Below are 21,514 nucleotides of genomic sequence, written 5' to 3'. Positions count from 1 at the left end.
ACTGTTTAAGGAAATCCTATGGCCGACATGTTTACACCGTGCCTCGCGGCGGAAGAGTTTCAACGCCGCTTGCTTACCTGGTTCGATCAGTATGGCCGGCATGACCTGCCTTGGCAGTCGCCCCGAAGTGCCTACCGGGTATGGGTATCTGAAATTATGCTCCAGCAAACCCAAGTCGCGACGGTTATTCCCTACTTCAAACGCTTTATGACGCGCTTTCCCACGTTAGAAGCACTGGCCAACGCACCTCAGGACGACGTGCTGCATCTCTGGACCGGGCTGGGTTACTACGCCCGTGCCCGTAATTTGCATAAAGCGGCCCAAGTGGCGTTAGCGTCCCATGGGGGAGAGCTGCCAACGGACAGTGTCGAAGCGTTAATGGCGCTGCCGGGTATCGGCCGCTCCACTGCTGGCGCGATCATCGCGCAAAGCTCTGGTCAGCAGGCCGCGATTTTAGATGGCAATGTAAAACGATCGCTGACTCGCTTGCATGCCATTACTGGCTGGCCAGGCAAACCAGCAGTAGAGCGCTCACTATGGGCGTTGGCTGAGTATTTCACGCCCAATACCCGTCTTGCCGACTATACCCAAGCCATCATGGATTTCGGCGCCACACTGTGTAAACGCAGCAAGCCTGATTGCTTGATCTGTCCGTTTAACGACGTATGCCGTGCCTACGCCCAAGGTGAGCCGCAGCGCTTTCCCGAATCCAAGCCTAAAAAAGCCTTGCCGACGCGTGAAACCATTATGCTGATGCTACGAGACAGGCAAGGGCGGGTGTGGTTAGAGCAACGGCCACCTAGCGGCCTGTGGGGAGGCCTATGGAGCCTGCCTCAATTTGAGCAACATAGTGAACTGGACGATTGGCTGGCTGATCATGTGACGTCCCCCGAACGCCATGCGCCACTGCCCAGCTTTACTCATATGTTTAGTCATTTTCGGCTATTGATTACGCCTCAGCCCGTTAGTTGCGATAGGCTGAACGGCGTAAGAGAAGGTGGCGTGTGGTATGACGTTGACGAACCGCCCTCGCTTGGCTTGGCTGCGCCGGTTAAATCGCTGCTGAGCCAGCTGGCGCCTTTTTCCCTAGATCCAACGCCGGGGCCGTCGCGCTAACCTCACACGCGTTATTACTTTTATATTCGCAGCGTTATTCAAAAAGGAGTACACCATGAGCACCACCGTTTTTTGCCGCAAGTACCAACAAGAGCTACCCGCTCTGCCATTTCCACCACTGCCAGGTAAGCAGGGCCAAGAGATTCAAGCCACGGTGTCTAAGCAGGCCTGGGAAGAGTGGCAGTCGTTGCAAACGCGCTTGATTAATGAAAAGCACCTCAACATGTTAGAGCCCGAGGCTCGCGCCTATTTGATGGATCAAATGCAGCGTTTTCTAAATAACGAAGCAACGGATCAAGCGGAAGGTTACGTGCCGCCTACCCAGGCTTAAGCGTTCAGGAAGCAAGGCTGTAAGGAGTGAAACTCGGTGCAGCCCACGGATGGCGCGGCTTTTGCACGTTTTGAGCCCTGCAAAGAAGTGCCCTAAGCACGTGACTAGAAAGAAAGTTTCACGAAAGTGTTGACGAAAAGCTGAGTTTTTAGTTTAATACGCACCGTTGGCAGCGGCCAGATAGCTCAGTTGGTAGAGCAGGGGATTGAAAATCCCCGTGTCGGCGGTTCGATTCCGTCTCTGGCCACCAAACGTTGGGGTATCGCCAAGTGGTAAGGCACCGGTTTTTGGTATCGGCATTCCCAGGTTCGAATCCTGGTACCCCAGCCATTGCCAACAAGATTTCTTGTTGATTGCAAAGCTTAACAGTGAAGCAATCATATTCTCAAGAAAGCGCGAAGAGCCGACATAGCTCAGTTGGTAGAGCAACTGACTTGTAATCAGTAGGTCCCGGGTTCGACTCCTGGTGTCGGCACCACTGAAAAGTGGTTAAAATCAAAGCGTTAGAGAATTAGATTAAGCCGTCCGCAAGGGCGGCTTTTTCGTATGTGTCTATAAATTGTCTACAGCGTGGGCACCTTCACAACTGTGTAAGCGCGCGCTAGCTTTGGCACATCCTGGCGCTAGATTTGGCACTTGAATTTTTAGAAAATCGCCAAGGCTTTTGCAAAAGACTTGGCATAGCTTTAAAGAGTCTCCATGTCCTCTAGGAGCTGGAAATCATCTGGGTGCTTTTCTTCTTCAACTAAGTCTAGAATGGCGTCTGAAGAAGTGTGAGGCACGCGGATATATTTGCTAGTACTGAGGCCACTCCTCTCGTTGGTAAACACAACCCGCCAGCCCTGGCCTTCCTCGCTTGCTCTGACTGCTTTCCAGTTCTGATCAGTAATTCGCATAACTTCACCATATGTATTCAAAACAACCCTGCCGGTTCTGCATCCACATCCCAGCTGAAGATCAGCACTTCTTTGGCGTCTGAGCCTTTGCCGCCGCCGACGGTGTAGCGGATGTCGGTAGTTTCGATGTGGTAGTCCGCGAAGATCCGGCGGATGTCTGGGTGGTCGTTGAGGCTGATGATGGCCTTGCCTTTCAGCTTGGTCAGCATGCACGCCATTTCCTCGTATTGCTCTATGCCAAAGGGTACCCCATATCCTTCTGTCTGCCAGTAGGGCGGGTCCATATAGAACAGAGTGTGCGGTCGATCGTATCGCTCGATGCAGTCTTGCCAGCTTAGGTGCTCTATAAAGGTACTGGCCAACCGTAAGTGAGCAGCTGAAAGCGACTCTTCCAAGCGCAGCAGGTTTAAGCCTGGTGGGGTAGTGGTTGCTGTGCCAAATGTTTGGCCTTCAATGCGAGCACCAAAGGCATTCTGTTGTAGATAGTAGAAGCGTGCGGCGCGCTGGATATCAGTGAGCGTTTCTGGCCTGGTCATCTTGAGCCACTCAAACACTTGACGACTTGAGAGCGCCCACTTGAACTGCCTTACAAATTCCTCCAGGTGGTTTTGAACCACACGGTATAGGTTCACTAGGTCGCCGTTGACGTCATTCAACACCTCGACATCGGCTGGAGAGGGGCGCAGGAAGAACAGCGCGGCTCCTCCTGCGAAGGGCTCTACATAGCACTGATGAGGCGGCATGAGCGGAAATATCCGGTCAGCGAGTCGGCGTTTGCCGCCCATCCAGGGAATGATTGGGGTAGCCACGAGGCATCTCCTTTGGTGGTTTGGAGCTCGTGGCTCTCTGTTGGTTTAAGTGCCTGCAACGCGGGCACTTTATTTCAATGAACTGGTAGTCGCTGACGTTTGCCAGCTTGCGGTTGCACTGTTTACAACGGATTTCGATTAACACCATGTCAAGCCTATAACGAATCTAACGTTTGGCTTAGACTACCCGTGCCTCGCGCGAGGTAGGGGAGTCTTGGCCGACTTGCAGGCTTGATCTGCTTGTTGGTGGCCGCCTTCGGTGTTACAGCACCTTGGGTGGCCACTCCTCTTCTGCTACATTAGCTCTGTACGGCCCCCATCGGGGGATGATCGTGAGTGATCACTGTGTCATTGGCAGTTGAAAGTGACGGCCCCCGCTCAGGGGGATTTTAGCTCAGGGATGTGAGCATCATAGGCCGCTTGCTCCTATAAACAGAGCATCCACGTCTACTGACGTTAGCCCTAGCGCGCCGCCGATGGCTAAGAGCTGGGGGTTGTTGCGCTCCCAAACGCTTGCTTTGTCCAACCAGTTACGCGCCAGCTTGCGCTCTACGGGGTCGGTGATGCCGTTGATGGCGGAATCGACCTGTTCATCTAATCCGCTGCGGATGAGCTGCTCCATGCCCTGGCGGCTTGAAACGGACTCAGGTACTGACAGTACGCTTTCTGCGAGCATGCCGAATGCGAAAGGGGGCGTGTACGTTGCTTTGCCACCTTCGCCGTCATCTACTTCTCGTGGGCTTGTGTCGTAGACTGATTCGTAGAGGGCTAACGCGTCGGAATCTGCCTGGATTTGTGCGTAAACGCGGTCAGCGGTGCCTGTGCCGGTATATTGCGCTTCGGCAAGAACCGTGACGTGTGGCCGCCATTCGCCTAGTTGGCCAATAGCCATGCGCACGTAGTGCAATCGGTCTCCAGCGAAGTTGATAACGTGCGGGTCGGTAAGATCTGGATTGCCATCTTCGTCCCTGAGTGAGCTAGGAAGGTCGGTGACAGCGGGTAGATATATGATAGCGTCGATCATTGTTGCGTCACCTCAATAGCTTCTGATTGAGACATCGGGGTAGGCACGTAATATAGGTACTCGGTCTCCATGTAATCCACCAATATCGAGCTGCCCGGGCCAAAACGATTCAATGCAAGCGGTGCTTGTATGCTGTTTTTTACATTAAAAACATCACCGTTTGCACAAACAAACCATTGACCATTATCCTGCCACGACAGAACTAGCGTTAGCTCATCGGGCATGCCTCCTTTGCTTACAAATTCATTCTGCTGAACACCGCCGCTTAATATGTAAAAGCTGTACGCGCCCGATGAGCGCCTGATAACATAAATTCTGTTATCGCTAGTACCATCATCAAACTGAAACAGTCGCCCAAAATCTGATACTGAATCAGGCTTTATGTTTTGCGCCTTGAAGATGATACTTCCCTGTCTTGGATTGACCGCGCTTCCAAAATTGATAGTCTCGCTTCTCGCTGAGCGAGCTTCTGATATAGCTCCCTGTACTGGGATGTACGGAGACCTAATTGGACCTGCTTCTACTTGTTGCGCTTCAACAACAATCACAATATCTGGCGCATTATTGTCTATTCGCCTGATGATTCGAGCGTCCCCACTGCCATCCAAGACAGTCTCTGTTCGTTGTATCCAGCCCCATTTATTTTCGGGCGGCGGATCAACGAATTCTCGAAACGGACTAGCTCCTCCCATGCTGGCAACTAACGTGCTGTCATCCCAGCCCTCTAATATTTTTATTCGTGCTGAAATAGTCCATAAGCCGTCACTTGCTAGGCTAGATGGAAACGCAACGGCTGCCTCTGTCTGCGTCGGCAAGCGCACAGTGGCTCTCGAAATTCCGTTAACGATTTCAATTGACTCAATTAACGCCCCCGATGTTAGATTCCAGTTATCTGGATCGTTTGAGTACGCCGCTGTATTTGTAGATGCATCACCAGAAACCTTGCCGACCGCTGTTCCGTCGCGCCACTGACGAGCAATTTTCCCCGCCGGAACAGCTTGTAAGTTTCCATCTACGCCCTCAACGTATATATCCGTTATCGAATCAATAGTCCCAATCTCAGTAAAGTCTGTTGTCTCAAACCGCTCGCCATCATCTTTCCAGTAGCGGCCTTCGACGAAGTCCAAGCCCAACGTCGCGTCTCGCTTAAACTGCTCCAGCAGGTTAACTTTGTACGCCTCCGCGACTGCCTCAACATAACGTTTAGCATCCTCAGCCCGATCCGCATTCGCAGCCGCTGCGTCGATTTTTGCAGCGTATTTGGCAGTGTATCCAGCCATTGCTACGGCTTGGCGCAGGCATGGGATAAAGCGCGATGTATACCCGAGGCCATCAAGCCCAGTTTCGGGATCGGCATCGTCTGTGTATGTTTTGCCATCACCACCGAGTGCGACGGGGAACGTTACTGAGTTTGTCATTTACAGGATCTCCAGTAGTGACATGGCGTGCTCGTAATTGCCGTGATACGGGTGTGTGATGCCGTTTAGCTCGGTCTGTTGCGCCACCATGGCGCGTGCGAAGTTGACCGGGCTAGGCACAGGCGACCAGAGGTAAATAATTTCTCCGACGATGTCTTGCGTGCGTTGCAACCGGTGAAGGCGCAGGAATGCCTCGTCTTCGGTCAGAAGCGGAAGATTAAAGTTGACTGTTCTTTTTGGCGTTACTCGGCGGGCGTAGCCTGTGCGTTTTGAGTCGCCTGCTCGGGTGATTTGAGTGCCGGAGTCGTAGCCGTGAGCAACGCTGTGGTCGAGGTTTTTGATCGGCTGCCAGACGTCGGCGGGCATCACGCGGCCGAGCATGATCGCCCCGTCCGGGTTGGCAGTATCGAGCAGCTCAACATGCAGGCTTCTGCCCAGCACTCGCTCATCGAATAGCGCCGTCATCAGAGGCGTGTACTTCTTCCGATCGTCTTCTGATAGACGACGGTTCCAAAAATTGTCGTTGCCCCATATCACGTCATCTAGCCCGTACAGCACGGGCCAGACGTTTTGCCAGCCTGTGTTATAGATGAGGTCGGTCTGCGCGGCATCGCGGTAGGCGCGCACTCTAACCGTCGCAGTCGCGCTGAGGTTATGGGCGTAAATAGCAAGCACTTGTAGCCGCTCGCGCTTCGGCAGCGTGATTGAAAACTGGGTGTCGGCAGGGACGAGCGAGGCTGACTTGGCGACGACAGAAGTGCGGTCATCCTGAATTTTTTCCAGTGGCAGCGTGGGCACCCATGCGCCACCGCTGACAACAGCGTCATCGATGTAGTTGGGCCAGCACAGCGCGATTTTTTTCGGATCAAGTGCCATATCAGCCCCACAGGTTGAGTGTTAGTTCATCGGTTTCAGCGTTGAGCCGGTAGCCCGTCACGCGCATCGCTCGCCCTGCGCCGTAGCCCTGCCGTGGCGTGATCAGCGTGAGATTGCCGCCCACTGCGGGAAGCGGGGATTCCAAGGCTTCGACGGTGACGGTATCGCGGCGGACGCTGAGCAGATCTAGCACGCGGTCGGCAACTGTCTGGCTCTGCGAGTAACTGGCTAACACACTGTTGATCGTGATCTCACCGGCGAGAGGGTGGCGGTCACGCACGGCCTGGTCGGTGGCAACCACGCGGCGTGTTTGCTTGGCTAGACGCGCCCGGCGGGCGTCGGAAACGTTGCTTTCAAGATCCGGCTGTACGGTTTCTATGCGGTCGCAGTCGATAGTGACGCGCCACACAGGCAGGCCGTTATCACCGGCACCTGTGGCGCTGCGGCTCACGGTTTGAATGGCATAGTCACGAATGGCGTCTTCGGTGGGTTCCGGCGCTTCCCAGATGCCCAAGCGCAGTACCTGGTCAGCTTGCACGGCCAGCCAACCACCAATGCTTTCTGCGATGCGGTCGAGCAGCGCCAAGGTGTCGGTTTCGGTTGTGATATAGAAACGCACCGCACCGTAGGCGTTGAGTGCTGTTATATCGCTGGCATGCAGTGTGTAGCCGCGTGCCGTGGCTAACGCCTGAGCAACCGCACCGGCACGTGGGTCGGATTGTTCGGCATCGACAGTTAGCGTGCCCGACGCGCTATCACCCAAGCGGAGATAGCCCTGCCAAGCGCGGAACTCTCCCGGCTCCGGTGCGGTGCTTTGCAGCTCTGCCAGGCTTGTGTACGCGCCGCCGTTGTTGAGCGCGACGCCTCGGTCATAGACAGCTGTGACGGTGCAGTCTGCAAGCGACGATACCTGGTAGATCCGCTTTGCTGTGTTGACCTGAATGGGCGTGGCATTAGGCGCTTCGCCAAGCACGAGCGGCTTGGGCTCGCCCGCGATGTCGTCCTGGGTGCCTTCCAAGCCGTCAGGCAGCACGTTATCGCCCTCATAAACCTCCATTGGGTGCGGCGAACGCAGTGGCTCCAGCGGGTCACGCAGTACCACGGAGACTTCATCTTCAGAATACGCCAGGCGTGCGACAGTGCCGATGACCTGGGGAACGTCATCAAATGCCAGCACCATCTCACGGCCATCGACGGCGTAGTCGGCCAAATAATCAAGCCCGCCGTCAGTATTAATCAGCGTCGTCTCACCGTAGCCAGAGCGACTCTGGCTTAGCAGCTGGCCCGCGTAGAGGCCTGCTTCGTATAATCCGGGCTGCTGAATACGTGGGTCGTAAAAATTATCTTCCGCATCCAAATAAATGCCGAGGCTGAAACGAAGCGTTTGCGGCTGGCTCTCTTCGTCAAGCGCTTGAATGGTCAGCGTCCACGTTTTCATCGTTTGGCCACCTGCATTCGCTTATCCTCTTCGAGCTTTTTCAGCATCTTGTTGCCGCGCTCGATTGCGCCGATCTGGCCTTTTGCCGCCGCTCCGCGCTGGTTGTTGGCAGCGGCCAAATGCTTGTTGCTTTCGCCCTGTAGCTTGGCGTTTTCCTTTCTCAGTTCAGCGACTTCGCGTTTAAGATCGCGTAGCAGGTCAGCCACGTCGTTTTTACCCAACAGCGGGAAACTTGGTAGAGCAGGTAGCTCTGCACGCACACCCAGAGACCCGTTGCTGTGGCGTGTCAGCGGCATAATGGCTTCAGGGCCCGCTTCGCCCATCAGGCCCATGTTGAAGAGTGTTGGCGACGATACGACCTGATTTGTGAAGGCACCGCCGTTTGCAAATGCCTGAACTCCGGAAGAGAATGTGCCACCGAGCGCGAAGCCTTGAACTCCCAGTGATTTGAATTGATTACGCCACGCACTGGCGAGAGCGTTAATGCCACTGAGCGAGTGCCCCCAGCCAATCGCAACGCGAAGACCATTTGAGTTAAACTCGTTACGCATTTCTTTAGCTGCGTGGTAACCAAACGACCTAACAGCGGCCACGTCTTGGTGGTACGACATCGACACCCGTAGGCCCCAATTCGGGTTACCGGCACGCTTGAAAAAATCAGCAATTGAGCGATTCGATATCGCTGAACTGTTCGCCTTGCTCTCTACGCCAGTTAGCTTTCCAACTGTGGCGTTTGCCGCATCGCGCACCGACGTTTCTGACGCTCTGCTCGACATCACACTGCGCAGCTGAGCGATAGCATCGCTGAGGCTAATCATTGAGCCGTTTAAATCGACGAGCTGGCTAGTTGATTCAGTCATCTCTCTGACTAACCCATTGAGCCGTGCTAGCTGATTCTGAGCGCGTTCTGCAAGCGGCTTAGTGTTGTCGTCAATATCCTTTAAGTGGTCTAGATCGGTACGCCCAAACGCCACGTCTGCTAGCAGCTGCAACCGCTGGGTGCCGCTAGCGGCGTTGATCACGGCCCATTCATCCGTTGTTAGATTCAACCCGCCGCTTGTTTTGAGGGTTTTGACGACAGTCTCAGACTGCGTATCAATCAACCGGCGTTCATCACGCGATAGCTGTCCATCGGCGAGCGCGGCTTTAATCGTGGTTGTGAGCTGATTGGTTTTGCTGAGCGCTAGTTTTTTAGCGTTATCGTCGATGCTTGACGCCATCACGCCCTGAATCGTTGCTGTCAGGGTGTTACTGCTATTCAGCGCCATAGCCTTGGCATCTTCATCGGTTAACCGATGCTCAAGGCCACGCACAAAAGTGCGAATCGTGTTTGTGCTGTTCAGCGCCATGTTCATCGCAGCGGCAGAGCTGTCGCTGGCGATGATGGTGTGTACCGTTGTCGCGATATCGTTGTATGCGTTCAACGCCAGTGCTTTTGCGTCTGCACTGATAGTTGACGACAGCAGCGCGTTAACGTCGGTGGCAATGGAATTGGTCTGGTTCAGCGCCAGTGCGCGGGTATCCGCCGTAATACGCGGCGACTGAACAGCATCAATCGTTGCGATCAGCGTATTGCCGTTAAGCAGCGCTAGTTTTCGCGTTTCTTTTGACACATCGCTGCCGAGGGTTAGATCGATGGTGCTGCTCAGCGTGTTAGTCGTGTTCAGCGCCAGGCGCTTATCTGTCCATGTGAGTTCGCTCCCCAGCAACTGATCAACCGTACTCACCAGGTTGTTGCTGACATTAAGCGCCAGGGCGCGGTCGTCTTGATCAAGCTCGTTCGTGCCGATCAAGTAGTTGATAGTGGAGTCCAGGCGATGCGCCTGGCTGCCAAGCACGGTACGCAGGTCTTCGGGCAGGTCGTTGCTGCCCACTGCGAAGTCGATCAGGGTGCCGATCGTGTACTGGCTGGCAAAAACAGCGCGCTCGATCTCGTCGGCAAGGCTCAGTTTGATCATGTCATCGAATGACGTTATGACTTCGCCGAGCTTATCTGTGATCTCTTTTGCTAAAAACTCTTCAGCGCTCAGCGCTTTCGGCAAACCCTTCAGCGCATTGATAACGTCTGATTCAACCCGCTGGCCAGCGCTTGAACTGGCGTTATAGGCGTCGTTGGCTTGCAGCACACGATCCGCGTATTGCGTGATGCCCTGGAGCGCGCTGCGGTCGCCGTTCTCAGCGAGCACTAGCTGGCGTGCCAGTTGTTCCTGGGCGTTAGCCAAGTTCATCTCAGGCGTGCCGGATGTGGCGTTCTGCTGATCAATCCAGCCGTTGATATTGCCCATTGCGCCGGAGAGTTCGCCGCGTACGCGCTCCAGCTCTGAGACGTAGTTGCGTGAGGCTTCACGCGCCTGCTGCTGGGCTTTGGCTTCATCTTGCAGCGCCCACAGACGTTCCTGGAAGGGACGCAGCGAGTCATCAATGGTTTGCAGCTCGCGTTCGCGCTGCATGGCCAGCGCCTGCTCGCCATCACCCAGCAGTTCTAGGTAGTTGATCTGTAGATCAAAGGATTGTTGATCAAACCGCTGATAGGACTGCTGGACCTGCTGTTTTGCAGACTGAACCGCTTGCTCTGCTGTTCGAATGGCGTCCGCGTATGCTTGGGCCGCGTCGCGGGCAGCCGCCGCTGCATCGCGCTGATCTTGAGCTGCCTGACGCTCCCTTTCGCGCCGATCTTCTGCGGCTTTCTCCTCTGCCCAGACCATCTGTTGCAGGGCACGATTGGACTCATCCAGTGCTTCGAGATCGAGCTGCCGAAGCGCGTTGGTGTCGCCCTGTGCTTGTAACAGTTCACGCTCTAGTTGGGCGCGTTCCTGGAGGATGTCACTTGTACTTCTAACCGCGTCTCCAACTTCACTAACGGCAGGGGTCAGCTGTGCAAATGCCCCCTCCAACTGCATCAGAGCAGCGGCGTTCTGTACCCCAGCAGTTGTGTTTAGGTTCTGAGCCTCCATCAGCTCTCTAAAGCCATCGCGCGTTTTGGGTAATTCAAACCCCAGCTCTTGCATGCTGCGCGTCAGTTCTTCGCGATGCATAGCCTCGCGTTCTGCCGCCGTAAAGTAGTTCTGGAAGTAGCTGTTGCTCATGTTGTTGAGCGATTCCATGCCACCGACAGCTTCCTGCATCGACCACGCGTAATGGATGGCACCGCCTGCTGTGTCATCAAACTGGAGGTTCAGGCGCTGTGCGCTATTTCCGAGCAGCACGGTGGCGTTGATCGCTTGGGTGAGGCTCGCTGCAGTGCCCTGAATATCGCCAGTATTCGCTTCAAGATGCCCGACCACATCGCTCTGAATCTGCGCGTTGAGCGATTGGGTGATGCGCTCAAGATTGAGAACCGACACAAAGGCGTTAGCCATCTGCTCAGGGTCAGCGATCGCGGCGATGGCCTTTTCTACATAAGCGCCGGAACCGTCGATAATTTCACGCAGGCGAGCATCAAATAGCCCTTCAGGGCCAGAGTACGCAAAACCGTCTACGCTCTCTTTCATCGCATGTAAGCGATCAGGGATGGCGGCAGCAGCTAGGACGTTATCAAAGTCCGCAATGCTGTTCATAAGCTCTTGCAGTTCGTCTTGCTGATCCATCTTGAAGTCACTAAAGGACGTAACTCCAAAGTCGCCAAGCGCGCCTTGTCGGTCGCCAAATACGCCGTAATTGCCGCCCTGTTTAAAGTCAAAGTCGAAGGTCTTTTTGCTAGAACCAAACAGCGAATCGACAACGCCACCCAGTGCACCGCCAATGGCCGCACCCAGTCCAGGTATCGGAATCAACGCCTGGCCCAGTGCCGCGCCGCCCATTGCGCCATAGTTGGAATTAGCATTCTTGCCAAAAACGGCGCTGCCGATGGCTGTGCCTGCATAACCACCAGCAAGCCCGCCACCGATGCCAAGAGCTGCATTGCCGAGGCCGCTCGCCGCAAATGACTTAAAGCCAGCGCGTAGGCCGCCTTCGGTTTGAACAGCTAGCTCGCTGCCGAAGGTACCTGCGTATGTAGAGCCGGTGCCTTGGAAAGCGCGGTAAGCGTTAGCGATCGCGCCGCTACCGTTCATCATTCCGCTGAGCGATGGCATGCCGCCGAAAGATTGAGAGCCTCCAGCTGGCTGACCACCAGCGCTTGAACTGCCACCAAAGCCCATGCTAGTGGCCAACTGCACAGTGATTGGTCGACTGAAGGTCATCTGAGCCATTTCAGCCAGTGTTTGATTTAAACCGCGTTTCATGACCTCGCCAGCGTTCAAGCTGCCGTCTATGGCGCCTTCCCAAAGGTCTCCAAAACCATCATCTAAACGGCGCAGGCCGTTCAAGCGTACTTCGTCCCAGGCGCCTTCCATGGTGAAGGCGGCTTTAACGGTTTTATCGGCAAGGTCGTCGGTATCGTTCTGGGCTTCAATATACTGCTGTTGGAGCAAGCCTATCGCTTGGATGTTCTGGCCGATATTGCCGGTGCCCATCGCCATGGCCAGCGTTAGCGTTTGCATGTCTCGCGCTAGCTGGACGGTTTCGCGGCGGCCTGGGATCAGTCGGTTGTAGAGGTCTTCCAGCGCGTCGGCTTGTGCTTCGGTGGATTTGGCAAGCTCTTTGGCTTTGTCCGCAGCCGCTTTGCTGGCATCACCTACATTGGTAATAGTTGGCTCAACTTCGCGGTTGCGTTCGCCGAGCGTACCAAGGCGGTCCTCAACCAGAGCGATAGCGGCCTCTACATTCGCTATCTCTTGTTTGGTTTCGCGGCTGGTCTCTCCAATTTCAGTGAACGCTTCATTTTGACGTAACAGCTCTTCGCCGCTGTAGCCCAGAAAGCCGCCAGTAGTGGGAGTCACATCATCCTTTTGAACTTCCTGAATGGTTTCATTAGTGACTTCAGCCAGGGCCTTTAGCTGTGCAAGCTGACCCACCAACGATGTTAGCGTTAGCTGGGCAGCGGCTTGGCTCATATTATCGAGCCCATTAGTAAGCCTGTTGACCGCAGTGGTATTAGCGTCGATTTTGGGAACGGTAAGCCCTAGTTCGTCTCGGAAGTAGTAGATGGCACCAGCAGCGATGACCGCAGCACCTACAGGGCCACCGACCAGGGCCAATGCCCCAGCAGCTGCTCGACCCGATGCGGCCAGTAGAGAATTTGCGGTTGTGGCGGCTCTTGCTGCAGAGATGTAGCCGCCCATAGCAGCGGTAGCAACTGTATCAGCCCGCGCTTTCTCGACACTCGCCGCTGTCGCCAGTCGCTTAGCAGAAACTTCAGCCGCTTCTGCTTGAGTGAGGCGCGCATTGGCCGCCGTTAATTGGTTGGTAATAGCTGTTTCAGAGGCGCGAATTTCGGCTAGACGTGTATGCGATAGCATTCTGCCAGTAGCACTGATCTGTGCCTGCAAGCGTTGCGTCTCTAGCGCACGTTCCGCTGCTAAAGCGGCTTGAGTAGATACCAGGCGCTGAGCATCTTGGGCAATCGCTGCACGGTCGGCGGCTGCTCGCTGAGCAGCCAATTGAGCTGTCGAGGCGTTAGCCGACTGCTCAGCGGCAGTGCGCCTAGCGATCGTTGCGATACGGCCCTGTTCCTGAGCGTCTGCCAGCGCACTTTGGCGCATATCCGCAATCGCGGCAGTGGTTTTAGCGGCCAAGGCGGTGGTGGCTGTTGCTAACGCACCGGTATAGCGACCAGCAAGTAGAACCGCGCCCACTTGGGCAACCGTCACCAACTCATCCAGATGTTCTGAGACAGTTACAACACTGCCGCCTAACGTATCAACCGCTGTTGTCACTTCTCCACTGGTGCCGATCCACTGCATTAGGTTAGTGCGTGCTACTTCCAAGTTTTGGCTGAATGTAGCAATGGTTTTAGCGAAGTCTTGATCAATCGTATCGCTTGCCCGTTGTAAGGCGTTGACCACGATTTCAGCGGTAATACCGCCTTCCGACGCAAACTCTCGCAGCTCACCAATCGTCATATTGAGCGATTCGGCAATCGCTCGCATGATGCCAGGCGCTTGTTCAGCAACACTGTTAAATTCATCACCACGAAGTGCGCCAGCGGCTAGACCTTGAGACAGCTGGGTAATGGCCGCTGTAGCTTCCTGCACTGTCGCGCCATTAGTGGCGAAGCTTTTATTGATAGATGTGGTGAGACCTAGCAGATCCTTTTGGGTGAGATTTAGCTCAGTCGTTGAGCGAGCAAGTCGAGCATACAGATTCGCGCTAGCGGCATAGCTAGAACGGGTCTCACGGGCAATGTCGACCAGTTCCCCCTGGATCGCTGACAACTCTGCGGATGTGCCAGTGACCTGGCGTAACTGGTTCTCAGCGTTCGTCCATGCGTCTGAGTACCCAATCACTTCACGCACGCTAATGGCACCGCCCAGGGCCAGCAGTGTGTTGCGGGCAGCACGGCCCACCTGGTTCATTTCATTCAGTTGGTTATTGACAGTGCCTACACTTCGCTCAGTGCGCTGGAAGGCGCTTGTAGCACGTGCGTTGTCTCTAACGCTGACGTCCCCAAACTCACGCACTTCACCCTGCGCATTGCGCAGGGTGCCCGAGAGCTGCTTGCCATCGCCGGTGAGCTTGACGCTAAGCGTTAGATTGTTGTTCAAAGCTAGGCCTTCTAACGGTTAGTTGCGGGGTTGGTTCATAACGCTGAGCGCGCCTAGTTCGATCAGTTGCACTTGATCAAGCCGCTCAAGTTGCTGTTCTGGGGGGAGCTGGTAGAGGCTGATAACGCTGACTACTGCTTGCACATCTAGCGCCTCGCGTTTGCCTTCCATGCCCCTGAATAGCCACTGTCGGCAGCAGCGCAGAAATATTTGCAAGGCGTCCCAGTTTTCTGGCAGTACCGCGAACTGATCCGGCTCGGCTGCCGCTTTCTCGGCTTCTTCGGCTAGCTCTCCGCCGAGGGTGATGCCCAATGCAGCCAGGTCATCCTTGACCAAGTTGGGCTGAGCCGTATTGGCCTCAGCCCAGTGTTTGCCAGCGTCTACTAGATTCGCCCACGGTTCTTTTTTGTGACGGACTCTTGATAGGCACTGATCAGTGCGACGCTGATGGCAGGATCGTTCTTGGCGGCATGCAGCTGCTCCTCGCCTTCAAGGACTTTGCCATCGTTGTCTTTCAGAGCGATCTTGCTGACACCCATCAACACCTCGTCGAGTAGCAGCGTGTCTTCGGGCAATTCGCGGCTCTTATCCGACGGTAAAATCTTGAATGTCGCATAGAACTTGCCGGTATTTTCCTTGCCGTTTTCGTCATACACGGTGAGGTTGACGGGGTATTGATAGGTGCGGTTTACATTGACGGTATAAACATTGTCGGACACGGTATTTCTCCTGGTTAATTGAGTATGAAACGCTGGTTAACCGCCGCTTGGGCGGTGTTTAAGGAATAGGATTACCCACAACGACCACGACTTCGTCGTTGCCGTCGACAGGTTCGGGCATGTAGTTGATGGACAGCATCTGGATGCCGTCTTGATCCGAATACGTTGGCGACTCAATGCCCACTTCTTTCTGAATGATCTCGATTCTGTCTTCTGGTGTTTTTCCATGTACGAGCCTGAGCGGCCCGGTCTGCGCGTTTTGTGACAACTCGAAGTAATTCACGGCACCAACACCCGGATCTTCAATAGTCAACTGACCCGACGGTGAACGTCCGGTGATGTGGATATCGTTAGCACCAACGTTTTTGCTATGAACAACCTGACCTGACATGTCCAGCGAGAACTGGTTAAACGGTACGGTGGCACCCATGAATTCCAGCGGCTCAGTATTGAGCGAGTTAACGGCCAACGCGTCTCTCCAGTGGCTAAGCGTGACGTTAGGCAACTGTTCAGCTGTCACGGGGCTGATCAATGCGCTGAAGGTGAAACGGATCACTGGCATGTTTTCAGCGTTGACAGTGAATGCAGGGGTGCCCTGCGCACCACGACCTTTATGCAAGTTGCCATCAATATTGGCGAAGAAAACGCCGGAGTCCTCGTCCTCCGAAACCGGCGAATAGATCACGCGCTCGCCTGGCTCAATCACTTCACTCCAGCCACAGGCGCGCAGCAGCTTGCCCCATGGCGGCGGCGTGCCCAGCTCACCACTGGTGTTTAATTCCACTTCAACGACCGCTTCCACATGCTTTTCGCCGGGCGCTTGCGGCGAGTTGCCGTAGTAGGGGCGGACAAAAGTGCGGGCGATGTTGCTGCCCGATAACGGGGTGACGGAAATCTCGCGCATCAAGATGGCATCGGTGGCCGCTTCGGGCGTGGTGGTGCCATCGTTGTATTCTGATTCCAGGGCGAATCGCATTGCCCGACGGTTCGTTTTCATAGTCACGGGGAATTCTCCTCAAGTGGCCACCAGTATTCGGCGGTTAGCACGTCGGCCCAAAATAGGGCGTGGCTTTGTAGGGCCAATAGCTGGCCGCGCTGCCATTTCACGGGGATGTCGCAACTTGGCGGCATCCAGTTAATTAACTGCTCCAGGGCAGGCTGCCGAAGGCTCGCCAGTTCGTCTTCACCCGCTGTTGCTACCGGCCCTAACGGCTGGTTGCGGCGGCGAATACCAGTGACCAGCAGCACCTCGGTTTTTACGCGGTGGCGCGCCTGGTTGCTCATTGGCCCGTGGCTAACGGTTTCACGGCCTAGCACCAGCATCATGTTGGGTAGCTGCGTATTGCTTTTGGCGGCTTCTACATCCGCTGCCAGCAGCACGGTAGGCAACCCGTCGGTGGCGTTTAGCCGTTCAAGCCAGGGCGTGAGAGAGAGCATTACTTGGCCTCTTTCTCTTTGCTGGGTTGCGCGTCAGCGTTGGCCACTTCCTTCACCGGCGGTGGTGAATGCTCCATCACAATGGCCGGGTCGCGTGCTAGCGCTTTGTAGGCGCTGCCTCGGTCATCCAACGTCAGGTGCTTCCATTCGTTGGTGAGGATCACGCCGCACACCTGGCGCTTTACGCCGGGTGATTTTGTCTTCACCCGCACTGTTACGTCTTTGCGCGGCACCAGTTCTTTCTTCTCAGCGTCCTTATCAGCAGCTGCTTTAGTGGTCTGTTTGGCACTCATGGTCTGTGGTCTCCGATCGTTGTGGGGCTAGAAGCCACCGCCGTTGAATACTTGGCGGCCTGAGTTCATTTGCACGCTGCCCGCGCTGCTGCTTCCTTGGCCGGTCGAGATACCCAGGCGGACCTCGCCACGGGATACCGACTTGAGGAACTTCACCGCGTCGTCGTAGCGCTTCTGTACTTGGTCGGTAGCGTGTTCGTCGTAGAGTCGGTAACGGGCGATATCGCATGCATACGCGGTCACAATGCGGGGCACTGGCGACAGCGGCACGGGGTAGCCCGCTGCACTCACATAACCGTCGATCTCGCCGCTTGCGTCATCACATGCCCGCTCAACAACAGCGGTATCGATTGCGGTGCCCGATTCATCGCGGGCGATGGCGAGCAGCTCGTTTTCACCAAACCGCTCGATGAGATCCGCTTGCGTGCAGTAGGGCATGGGTTAAACCTCTTCGCTTTCGGCTTCAGCCAGCGGTAAGGTGCAGTCTTCCACTTCCAGGGCTGGGTCAGCGCGCAGCTGCTGGAGCTGCTCTTCGCTGAGCAGTTCTAGCGCAATGCCCACACCTTCACGGTTGAAGCGGAAGCCTGCACGGCGGCGGCTTTTGATGCGCCGCTTGGTGCGCACGAAAACGCCTGGCGTTTCCTCCATCGGCGGCAGCGCCTTGCCGGTGCCATCGCCCGTGACGGTGTCACCCTGGATCTCGGTAGGCGTGCTATCTGTCGAGATCTGCTCAGCGTCCGGTGTTACGGCATCGTTGGGCGTGGGAGTTTCCGACACCTTCTCAGGCGTTGGCTCGGTCGCCTTTGCGTCCGCTTGGCTTTCCTGCTCAGCGTTGGGCGCTTCCGCTTTCGTCGGGGCTGCCTGTTTAGCCTTCGGCGCGGTGGTTTTACGTGTTGCCATGGTGGTGCTCTCCGTTGCGCAGTGCCCGCAAGAGCAGGCACTGCGGTAGGCGGTTTAACGTGCCGTTAAGCGCTGGTTAACCAGGGGTTCAACACCAGCGTCGAGGTGTTGGCCCACTTGTTGGTTTCACCGCCTGCTGCGAGTTGGCTTTGCAACACGGCACGGGCAGCGCCTTCCATGGAGTTAGGCACCATGGTGTGCGAGTGACGCAGTGCCAGCGGGCGTTCGTAGTCGCCTTTCAGCTTCGTCAGTGCCTGGCGTGCTTCTTCGTAGTTCTCGGCGTTAAACGGCTTGCGAGAACGCACGGCGAGCTGCCAAAGGCCGGCCCCGCCATTCACGCGGGCATCTGCGCCGAACAGGAACTTGTCGGTCATAAACACTTGCGTGTCGTTGAGATCGGTAATGGAGCGGAAGTTGTAATCACGGCGCTTCTGGAACATGACCGCTTTGATCACACGGGTGTTGTCCATCACGTACCAGGCGTCGCCTGTGCCGCCCATGTCGTTACTGACCGAGATCTCTTTGCCCGACTTATCCAGCACCGGGTGGTCGGTATCAAACAGCGGCTGGCCGTCGTAGCACTCGGGGTTTTGCTCCAGCACTTCCACGGCGAGTTCATTGGGGTGCTCACGTGAGCTACGGCCAAACTCTTGGAAGATGGGTGACCACAGACCGTAGGTGTCGTCTTCTACGGAATCCCGTGGCACGCCTTCGGTCAGCTCGAACTTGCGGTTCTTGATGCTGAACGCCGCGCCTTCCAGGCTGTGGATGACGCGATCGCCCAGCCATTCGCGCATGCGCGGTAGGCTCTTGAGGAACGGGTACACCTCCACGGCAGTGGTGCTTGGCACGGTGGTACAGAACAGCTCATAAAGCGCTGCCTGTTCCCCCATTGAGCTAAAGCCCTGCTGGAAGGCAGCGTTGTAGGCCTGGAACAGCACCTTCAAGTTGGCTTGGGTAAGATTCATGTAGGCAGTCCTTATTACGCGCTAGCGGCCACGCCGTTAGTCGGGTCGATGTTGACCCACACGCCAGCATCGTCGACGTCGTCGACAATGCCAGCGAGGGAGCGGGTGTCTGTGCCGTCGGTTTTAGCCACGGTCTGGTTATCGACGATGTAACAGACCTTGCCGATATCGGCGGCGGTGATCTCATCGGCACCGGCAGAGTTATCCAGGCGGAAGTTGCCGCGCTTCACTTCCACGACCTGGTCGCCATCGCCCCCGGCGGTGTTGTCCTGGTAGTGCTCAAACACTCCGGCAGCGGTCAGGCCGGTGGCGGTAGTGCCTGGCTCGGTAAAGCCATCGCCATTGATGACGGCGATAGTGCCCGCGAAGCACTCGGCAGCCGCCGCGACCAGATGGCCACGGGACAGCCCTAAGCGGTGCGGGGTGTTTCGGGTTTGGGTTGCAGCGGTCACGTGCGTGTCCTCTTGCGTGTTGAGTCGGGAGAGCGGTTACGCTGGGTTGGCGGCGCGGTACTGCTCGGGCGTTAGGTTCATCGTCTTGCACACCGCCAGCTCGGTCTCGTTTAGCTTGCCGTCGCCTTTGGTGTCTTTGCCCTCCGGCGGCTTGCCCTGGGTCTGGGTGGTTTTTAGTGCGGCGATGCTGGGCGCGCCTTCCAGGTGGGCTTTGCAGGCGGCAATGCCTTGCACACGAAGCCAGTCCGCCGTTGCTTGGCCGGGGATGCGGCCATCTTCCAGGCCTTCTTTGATGAGTGCGTCCAGCTCAGCGGTGTTGCTGTTCGCTTTTAGCGCGGCCAGTTGCTGAGTGGTTTCTTGGTACACGGCCACGGGCACGTACTGGCTCATATCGGGTGCGGCGGCAGTGCTTGAAGCTTTAAGGGCTGCCACGGCTTCAGCAGGTTGCGCATCGTCTTTTGCACCGAGTGCTTGGCGCAGCGCCTTAGCATCAGCGTCGCCTGCTTTTAGCGCGGCGATCGCGGTGTCGATCTGCTCATCGGTTGCTTCAGCGGCCAAGCCGAGGGTTTGAATCAGTTGCTCACGTTTCACGGTGTCGATCTCCTGGTCGTCATTGACGTCATGGGTAATCGCCATCCGAGCAGCGGCAAGCTGTGCCGCGCCCTCATCAATGGCTGGGGTGTTGGTTAACGCCAGGTGCAGTAGATCTAACGGCACGCCGTTGGCGTCATACGGGAATACGGGGGAGAGGTAGCGATAGGCTGGCGGCTCGCCATTGGGGCCTTCGGCAATTTGGGCACGGGCGGCAGCCGTCCAGGCCACCGCGCCGTACAAACCGTCGTCGCGCCATTCAAGCGAGCGGGGGTCGACCCAGCCAGCCGCTGGCGCGGGCTGGCCGTTCTTTTCGGCGTACAGGGTTTGGTGTTCGTAGTCGATGGCGATGTCGGTACTGCGCGCAGCCGCGAGGCTGATAATCGCCTGACCCTGTTCGGCAGAGAGGTTCCAGGGTCCTGAGCCTATTGCAGCCCCACGCGGTACGTGGAAGGTGCCAGCAGGCATCAGGCGCGTCTTGTCGTCAGTGAGCTGCACTCGGAGAGCGCAAGCAGCGACGCGGGGCTTTGTTTGAAGGCTGTGTGTAGTCATGCCCCCATGATCGGGGGCTTAGGGCAGGGCGTGGATTTAAAGCGCTTTAGGAGTTTTCTATATCGGGGCTATTGCTGCTGTGCCGGGTAGATATGGGTGATGGTTATATGCTTAGGCACCAGCGTTGCTTGGTTGAAATCACTTCGATAAGTAACCGTAGCATCAACATGTACAACAGGACGGAAAGCTATAGCATCCATATCGACACCATCAAAATAGAGCCTTAAGCGCTTATCACCTACCGCGCCTGGAAGAACACCCCACCAACCAGAATCAGTTTTATCGCGATCAAGCGCACGTATCTCAAGCGGCACGTTTTCATATTCAAATTCCCGCTCATCTGCATTTAAGTCAGCATCATAGGGGACTTCAGACAACGCTTCTGAAGATAGAGAAACTGGCGGTACACCTTCAATCCCAGGGGCTACCACAGTCGCACCTTGATGGCCTTCAACTGGACGCAGAACATCTCTCGCAGCCGAAAATAGTTGTTTGCGATTTCCTTCAGTCGCGACTTCGGCCAGCTCAATGACTTCTTCTGGCGTGATGCCGAGCTGTTCAGAGCTAATCTGTATAATCGTATTGTGATTAGCTTGGATAGATGGGCTGTCGTCTCCAGCAAAAGCTTTATAAAGCAGCATCAGGTGGCTAATGACTATCAGTACACCTATTCCTGCAATACCGACCTTAATGGCTTTACCCATGGGGTGATTCTCCAGGAATTCTCTGAAAGCCTGTTCTTGTTCTGGGCTGCCAAAGTAAACCTTCATTATGAAATCTTCTATCAGGCTGCCTGTCTCAAGCCTTTCAACTCTAAGTTCGTAGCCATTGATTTCGACTTGGGTCAGCTTCTCTAGCATTTCAGGAAAGCGTTTGGTCAGCTTTTCCAGTGCGAGCAGCGACGTGGCGATATCTTTGATTGCAATCGGCTCTTCCGTAGAAAAGTAGAGCCGCAGTGGAATTTCTGCGAAATATGTTTCTTGGCCGCTATCAGTATTGGTCACATGTTCCCCGCTGCATGTCCATTGGCGTTTATTTTTCTCAATGGGCACTATAGCCTTCTAATACCCTGGCGTTAAGCGCGCTTAATCAAAATCTAACGCGGGTCTA

The 21,514-nt window shown here is 55.8% G+C and carries 20 protein-coding genes and 3 tRNA genes; 5 read left to right on the top strand and 18 right to left on the bottom strand.

The features are described from left to right. The first annotated feature begins 18 nt into the window (after positions 1–18). From mutY to CEK60_RS16065, 5 genes are all read left to right on the top strand, one after another. Positions 19–1,116, top strand: coding sequence for an A/G-specific adenine glycosylase (gene mutY, locus CEK60_RS16085; protein WP_089039884.1), 1,098 nt, complete (start codon positions 19–21; stop codon positions 1,114–1,116). A 55-nt stretch (positions 1,117–1,171) separates the two neighbouring features. Further along, complete coding sequence (locus tag CEK60_RS16080; protein ID WP_083007102.1) at positions 1,172–1,447, top strand: oxidative damage protection protein; 276 nt, start codon at positions 1,172–1,174, stop codon at positions 1,445–1,447. Between the two features lie 174 nt (positions 1,448–1,621). After that, positions 1,622–1,697, top strand: a tRNA-Phe gene (locus CEK60_RS16075). Between the two features lie 5 nt (positions 1,698–1,702). Then, positions 1,703–1,777, top strand: a tRNA-Gln gene (locus CEK60_RS16070). Between the two features lie 72 nt (positions 1,778–1,849). Further along, a tRNA-Thr gene (locus CEK60_RS16065) sits at positions 1,850–1,925 on the top strand. Positions 1,926–2,360: 435 nt separating this feature from the next. Here CEK60_RS16065 and CEK60_RS16055 read toward each other — a convergent pair. From CEK60_RS16055 to CEK60_RS15970, 18 genes are all read right to left on the bottom strand, one after another. After that, complete coding sequence (locus CEK60_RS16055) at positions 2,361–3,152, bottom strand: DNA adenine methylase (RefSeq protein WP_089039882.1); 792 nt, start codon at positions 3,150–3,152, stop codon at positions 2,361–2,363. Continuing rightward, a complete protein-coding gene (locus CEK60_RS23050; RefSeq protein WP_089039881.1) occupies positions 3,103–3,300 on the bottom strand; it encodes a Com family DNA-binding transcriptional regulator in 198 nt (65 codons plus the stop codon). Before CEK60_RS23050 ends, CEK60_RS16055 begins: the two co-directional genes overlap by 50 nt. A gap of 261 nt (positions 3,301–3,561) precedes the next feature. Next, positions 3,562–4,176, bottom strand: coding sequence for a hypothetical protein (locus CEK60_RS22425; protein WP_198361379.1), 615 nt, complete (start codon positions 4,174–4,176; stop codon positions 3,562–3,564). Next, positions 4,173–5,594: a hypothetical protein gene (locus CEK60_RS16040; protein WP_089039880.1), complete on the bottom strand. Its 1,422-nt coding sequence runs from the start codon at positions 5,592–5,594 to the stop codon at positions 4,173–4,175. Before CEK60_RS16040 ends, CEK60_RS22425 begins: the two co-directional genes overlap by 4 nt. Then, positions 5,595–6,470 carry a hypothetical protein gene (locus CEK60_RS16035; protein WP_089039879.1) on the bottom strand — a complete coding sequence of 292 codons (876 nt, stop codon included), beginning with the start codon at positions 6,468–6,470 and terminating at the stop codon, positions 5,595–5,597. It abuts the gene before it with no gap. A 1-nt stretch (position 6,471) separates the two neighbouring features. Then, positions 6,472–7,908: a hypothetical protein gene (locus CEK60_RS16030; RefSeq protein ID WP_089039878.1), complete on the bottom strand. Its 1,437-nt coding sequence runs from the start codon at positions 7,906–7,908 to the stop codon at positions 6,472–6,474. Continuing rightward, positions 7,905–14,492, bottom strand: a complete 6,588-nt coding sequence (locus CEK60_RS16025) for a tape measure protein (protein WP_089039877.1) — start codon at positions 14,490–14,492, stop codon at positions 7,905–7,907. The genes CEK60_RS16030 and CEK60_RS16025 overlap by 4 nt, the downstream gene beginning before the upstream one ends. 18 nt (positions 14,493–14,510) lie before the next feature. After that, the gene (locus CEK60_RS16020; RefSeq protein WP_089039876.1) at positions 14,511–14,828 is read right to left on the bottom strand and encodes a DUF1799 domain-containing protein; all 318 of its coding nucleotides are present in this window, start codon (positions 14,826–14,828) and stop codon (positions 14,511–14,513) included. A gap of 47 nt (positions 14,829–14,875) precedes the next feature. Beyond that, positions 14,876–15,211, bottom strand: a complete 336-nt coding sequence (locus CEK60_RS16015; protein ID WP_089039875.1) for a hypothetical protein — start codon at positions 15,209–15,211, stop codon at positions 14,876–14,878. A 58-nt stretch (positions 15,212–15,269) separates the two neighbouring features. Continuing rightward, the gene (locus tag CEK60_RS16010) at positions 15,270–16,208 is read right to left on the bottom strand and encodes a phage tail tube protein (protein ID WP_089039874.1); all 939 of its coding nucleotides are present in this window, start codon (positions 16,206–16,208) and stop codon (positions 15,270–15,272) included. 2 nt (positions 16,209–16,210) lie between these two features. Continuing rightward, complete coding sequence (locus CEK60_RS16005) at positions 16,211–16,648, bottom strand: phage tail terminator protein (protein WP_089039873.1); 438 nt, start codon at positions 16,646–16,648, stop codon at positions 16,211–16,213. Beyond that, positions 16,648–16,941 (bottom strand): hypothetical protein, encoded by a 294-nt coding sequence (locus CEK60_RS16000; RefSeq protein WP_089039872.1) that lies wholly within the window; start codon positions 16,939–16,941, stop codon positions 16,648–16,650. The genes CEK60_RS16005 and CEK60_RS16000 overlap by 1 nt, the downstream gene beginning before the upstream one ends. Before the next feature lie 27 nt (positions 16,942–16,968). Continuing rightward, the gene (locus tag CEK60_RS15995) at positions 16,969–17,379 is read right to left on the bottom strand and encodes a gp436 family protein (RefSeq protein WP_089039871.1); all 411 of its coding nucleotides are present in this window, start codon (positions 17,377–17,379) and stop codon (positions 16,969–16,971) included. 3 nt (positions 17,380–17,382) lie between these two features. Beyond that, positions 17,383–17,841 carry an HI1506-related protein gene (locus CEK60_RS22420; protein ID WP_089039870.1) on the bottom strand — a complete coding sequence of 153 codons (459 nt, stop codon included), beginning with the start codon at positions 17,839–17,841 and terminating at the stop codon, positions 17,383–17,385. 65 nt (positions 17,842–17,906) lie between these two features. Next, positions 17,907–18,809, bottom strand: coding sequence for a Mu-like prophage major head subunit gpT family protein (locus tag CEK60_RS15985; protein ID WP_089039869.1), 903 nt, complete (start codon positions 18,807–18,809; stop codon positions 17,907–17,909). Positions 18,810–18,823: 14 nt separating this feature from the next. Further along, positions 18,824–19,261 (bottom strand): hypothetical protein, encoded by a 438-nt coding sequence (locus CEK60_RS15980; RefSeq protein ID WP_089039868.1) that lies wholly within the window; start codon positions 19,259–19,261, stop codon positions 18,824–18,826. 36 nt (positions 19,262–19,297) lie between these two features. Continuing rightward, positions 19,298–20,404: a phage protease gene (locus CEK60_RS15975; RefSeq protein WP_089039867.1), complete on the bottom strand. Its 1,107-nt coding sequence runs from the start codon at positions 20,402–20,404 to the stop codon at positions 19,298–19,300. A gap of 68 nt (positions 20,405–20,472) precedes the next feature. Next, positions 20,473–21,408 (bottom strand): hypothetical protein, encoded by a 936-nt coding sequence (locus CEK60_RS15970; RefSeq protein ID WP_157698048.1) that lies wholly within the window; start codon positions 21,406–21,408, stop codon positions 20,473–20,475. Positions 21,409–21,514: the final 106 nt, after the last annotated feature.

This window comes from Halomonas sp. N3-2A (assembly GCF_002216165.1).
GTDB lineage: Bacteria > Pseudomonadota > Gammaproteobacteria > Pseudomonadales > Halomonadaceae > Vreelandella.
Note: the sequence above shows the minus strand (reverse complement) of the source record. Positions and strands in the feature narration are given on the sequence as shown.